We start from the raw sequence: 3565 nt of genomic DNA on the forward strand, positions 1-3565 counted from the left end.
TAAATTGAGCGAATAATATAATTTTTTCATTTCTCTCACCCTAGACACAACCAAACTATGCGAAAGCTAAGTACCCTCGTTTTGTTGGCCTTCCTGGCCGCCCCTGCCCTTTGCCTCGCCGCCAGTCCTGGCCCTGATGAGGTTCAATCTGCCCCCGAATCCAGCGTAATCTGGATTGCTTTGGGCAATACTCCGATAGCCGTCAACGCAATAGCCCCTAAGGATCATTTGGTTATGGTCTGCTACTTTGGCGTAACTATGATGGTGAGGGAAAAAATCGCCAAGCGTTATCTTCGCATTGGTGCCCGCTGCGGCTCCTGTGAAGGGATGAAAGATCCTACGAAAACCTTATTGCCTGTTGGCGGTTATCTCAACGGAGGAAGCGTTTGTGAGACTCCGTGTTCCGATCTTCTTGCACCTGGTGTGGGCCCTTGCGATTCGACCCCAAATGTGATCGAAGCTCCCGCCAGCGCGGTGGAGGTGGTTAAAATCGGCAAATAATCAGACAGCCGGAGATTCTTTTATCTTTTAGGTGAAGGTCCTTTTGCAACAAAAAAGCGGGCAACTCGATTGAGTTGCCCGCTTTTTCTGTGTTTTGGATAAAATTTCGCCTGGGACAAATCTATATCTGGCAATTCCCCTATCTTTTGATTGAGTTTGTATCATGTCGAGAAATTATGAAACCTGATTGTTTCTACAGTAATCACCGTACTCACAAAGAAGAAGCGTATTCTACCCCATCACAACTCTCAAAAATTTCCAGCCATAAAGGCGCATAAGTCTGAGGGTCACGAATAATCGCTATTTTAGCCGCTTATTTCGTAAACCAAGCCCATCTACCCCCGTTCTGCATGGCCAAAAATCCTTCCCTCTTTCGCAAGAAAACCGTTTCTCAAATTATGAGCGAAGCCCATAAAGCCGACGCGGAGTCGGGCGGGCTAGTCAAAACCCTCGGCGTGCGAGACCTTGTGTCGCTGGGTATCGCGGCCATTATAGGGGCCGGGATATTTAGCACAATCGGCTTGGCGAGTTTCAACGGTGGCCCCGCCGTATCGCTGCTGTTTGTGTTCACGGCCATCGCCTGCGTTTTTACCGCGCTATCCTACGCGCAGTTTGCCAGTACGGTACCAGTTTCGGGTAGTGCTTATACCTACGCCTACGTGGCCTTTGGGGAGTTGTTCGCCTGGATTATTGGCTGGGCTTTGATTCTGGAATACGCCGTTTCCAATATGGTGGTGGCCATTTCGTGGTCGCAGTACTTTGTGAGTATGCTGGAAGGATTCGGGATAAGATTCCCGGCCTGGCTTTCTACGAATCCCATTACTGCCGCCGAAACCTTCTCCCGATTACAGACGGAAGGCATCGACTCGCTCAATATCGCCGAGCAAAATACCGCCCTGGCCTACCAAAACGCCCCGATGATCGGCGACTGGCACATTATCTTCAATCTACCCGCCGGGATCATCACGTTGTTGGTTACGGCCCTGGTTTATATCGGTATTAAGGAATCGCGTACCGCGAGTAACATCATGGTCGTGCTCAAAATCGGCGTCGTGCTACTCGTGATCGGGGTGGGAGCGTTTTACGTCAAACCCGCCAACTGGACGCCCTTCGCGCCCAACGGCATCAAAGGCGTCATGAGTGGCGTGGCGGCGGTTTTCTTTGCCTTTATCGGCTTCGACTCCATCTCGACTACCGCTGAGGAATGCAAAGACCCGCAGCGCGATATGCCCAAGGCGATGATATACACGCTACTGATCTGCACGGTGTTGTACGTCCTCATCACGATTGTGCTCACGGGCATGGTCAACTACACGGAGCTGAATGTGAACGATCCGTTGGCCTTCGTCTTCCAGCGCATCGACATGAACTTTATGGCGGGGGTCATTTCGGTAAGTTCGGTAATTGCCATCACGAGCGCACTGCTAGTGTACCAGCTCGGACAACCCAGAATCTGGATGACGATGAGCCGAGACGGACTGCTTTGGAAGCGTTTTTCCAAAATTCACCCCAAGTACCACACGCCTTCCTTCGCCACCATTATCACGGGCTTAGTCGTAGGAATTCCGGCTTTGTTTTTTGAAATGGATTTCTTCGTGGATTTGACGAGTGTCGGTACTTTCTTCGCCTTCATCCTCGTCTGCGGCGGGGTACTCTACCTTGATTATTCGGGTATTTCCAAGCAGTCGAAGTTTCGGGTACCTTACTTGAATGGGAAATATTTAGTGGGATTAGGGTTGATTACGGCGATAGTACTTCTGTTCGTATATGGTCAGAACGTCTTGGCTGAATGGAGCGATGCTTCTTTTGTGTACATCATCGAACACAAAGTACTCACCATCATTTTCTGGATTGCCTGGATCACGCTCTCGATCATGAGCTTCAAGTACAACTTCTCGATCCTGCCCGTCATGGGAATTCTCACAAATCTGTACCTGATGACCGAGCTAGGCTCGTCCAACTGGCTTATTTTTGTGATTTGGCTGGTGATCGGGCTGGTGATTTACTTTTCCTACGGATACAGAAAGAGTAAATTGGCGCAGATTGAGGAAGTTTAGTTTCTGCTGAATATCTTGATAAAAAAGAAAGCCGCAACGTTGCGGCTTTCTTTATCTATGGGTTTTGCTCCACTTTCAGTTTGATGTTGTAATCCTTCTTCTGCACGGGTTTGGTCGTGTTCGGATAAGGATTGACTTCCGTCAAAATCAAGCGGTACTTCGTGCCGTCCAAACTTATGTTTGCGGTGTCTGCTTCCCGGAAGCGGCCTTTAGGGTAAAGCCCGATACAGTCGCCCAGGCACATTTTTACGATTTGGCTTTCGTTGACCGTCGGCGCGCCGCGAGTTTGTAGCGTCACGATAGCCTCTCCGGCCCTAATGCACTGTACGTCCTCGGGACAGCGGCTGTCCTCGATGTCGGCGAAGGTCAGGCTGCCGCCCGTGAGGTTGAGGACGTCCTGGTATTTCAGCGTCTTGTCGCTGAGTTTGGCTTCGAGGGAGTCTGATTTGCAGGAAAGGAGTGCAAGGCCGATTCCTAGAAATATGGTTGCGTATTTCATGACTGGTCTGGATTTAAGGTGTTGTTTGGATTTTTAGTTTAATTTCATATTTGTCCTTCTGCTGAGCCGCTTCGCTCGTAGCGGGATAGGGATTTGCTTCCAAGAGAGTAAAAAGATATTTTGTACCATCTAGAACAATGTTGGCAACTTGCGGCTTCCCGATGCCGCTTTTCCTAAGGTCAAAGCAATCCCCAAGGCACAACTTAAGCTGTCTGTCAGGCAAATCACTTTTGGTCGAAGTGAATTTTAAATCTGTATAGACACTCCCCCCTGTGAAGCAATTGGCGTTTTCAGGGCACCTGCCATCCTCTATCTCAGAAAAAGTCATAGAGTACTTCTTCAAGGAGATACTTTCACGATACTCCACAATGCATTCAACGGGCTTCGACCCTATCCGGTCAGATTTACAAGCAAAAATCATAACGCCGACTCCCAAAATCAGGGCAAAATTTTTCATAACTGAGTCAGCTTTTTATTCAAGAGCCGCCCAGAAGTAGAATGGTTGGAA

4 protein-coding genes are annotated in these 3565 nt (G+C 49.1%); 2 read left to right on the forward strand and 2 right to left on the reverse strand.

The window, feature by feature from the left end; all coding sequences use genetic code 11:
• The first annotated feature begins 57 nt into the window (after positions 1-57).
• Positions 58-501 carry a hypothetical protein gene (locus tag ACEW8P_RS22475; protein ID WP_373515311.1) on the forward strand — a complete coding sequence of 148 codons (444 nt, stop codon included), beginning with the start codon at positions 58-60 and terminating at the stop codon, positions 499-501.
• 350 nt (positions 502-851) lie between these two features.
• Positions 852-2558, forward strand: coding sequence for an amino acid permease (locus ACEW8P_RS22480; RefSeq protein WP_373515312.1), 1707 nt, complete (start codon positions 852-854; stop codon positions 2556-2558).
• 55 nt (positions 2559-2613) lie between these two features.
• On the opposite strand, the gene ACEW8P_RS22485 is transcribed toward ACEW8P_RS22480, so the two are convergent.
• Both ACEW8P_RS22485 and ACEW8P_RS22490 read right to left on the reverse strand, forming a co-directional pair.
• A complete protein-coding gene (locus ACEW8P_RS22485) occupies positions 2614-3057 on the reverse strand; it encodes a hypothetical protein (RefSeq protein ID WP_373515313.1) in 444 nt (147 codons plus the stop codon).
• Positions 3058-3070: 13 nt separating this feature from the next.
• Positions 3071-3514 carry a hypothetical protein gene (locus ACEW8P_RS22490; protein WP_373515314.1) on the reverse strand — a complete coding sequence of 148 codons (444 nt, stop codon included), beginning with the start codon at positions 3512-3514 and terminating at the stop codon, positions 3071-3073.
• Positions 3515-3565: the final 51 nt, after the last annotated feature.

The sequence above is a fragment of the Persicitalea sp. genome, assembly GCF_041751555.1.
GTDB lineage: Bacteria > Bacteroidota > Bacteroidia > Cytophagales > Spirosomataceae > Persicitalea.

What these genes read in the sequence shown, in the direction of transcription:
- ACEW8P_RS22475 (WP_373515311.1), top strand. Translation starts at nt 58, where the DNA reads ATGCGAAAGCTAAGTACCCTCGTTTTGTTGGCCTTCCTGGCCGCCCCT.
- ACEW8P_RS22480 (WP_373515312.1), top strand. Translation starts at nt 852, where the DNA reads ATGGCCAAAAATCCTTCCCTCTTTCGCAAGAAAACCGTTTCTCAAATT.
- ACEW8P_RS22485 (WP_373515313.1), bottom strand. Translation starts at nt 3,057, where the DNA reads ATGAAATACGCAACCATATTTCTAGGAATCGGCCTTGCACTCCTTTCC.
- ACEW8P_RS22490 (WP_373515314.1), bottom strand. Translation starts at nt 3,514, where the DNA reads ATGAAAAATTTTGCCCTGATTTTGGGAGTCGGCGTTATGATTTTTGCT.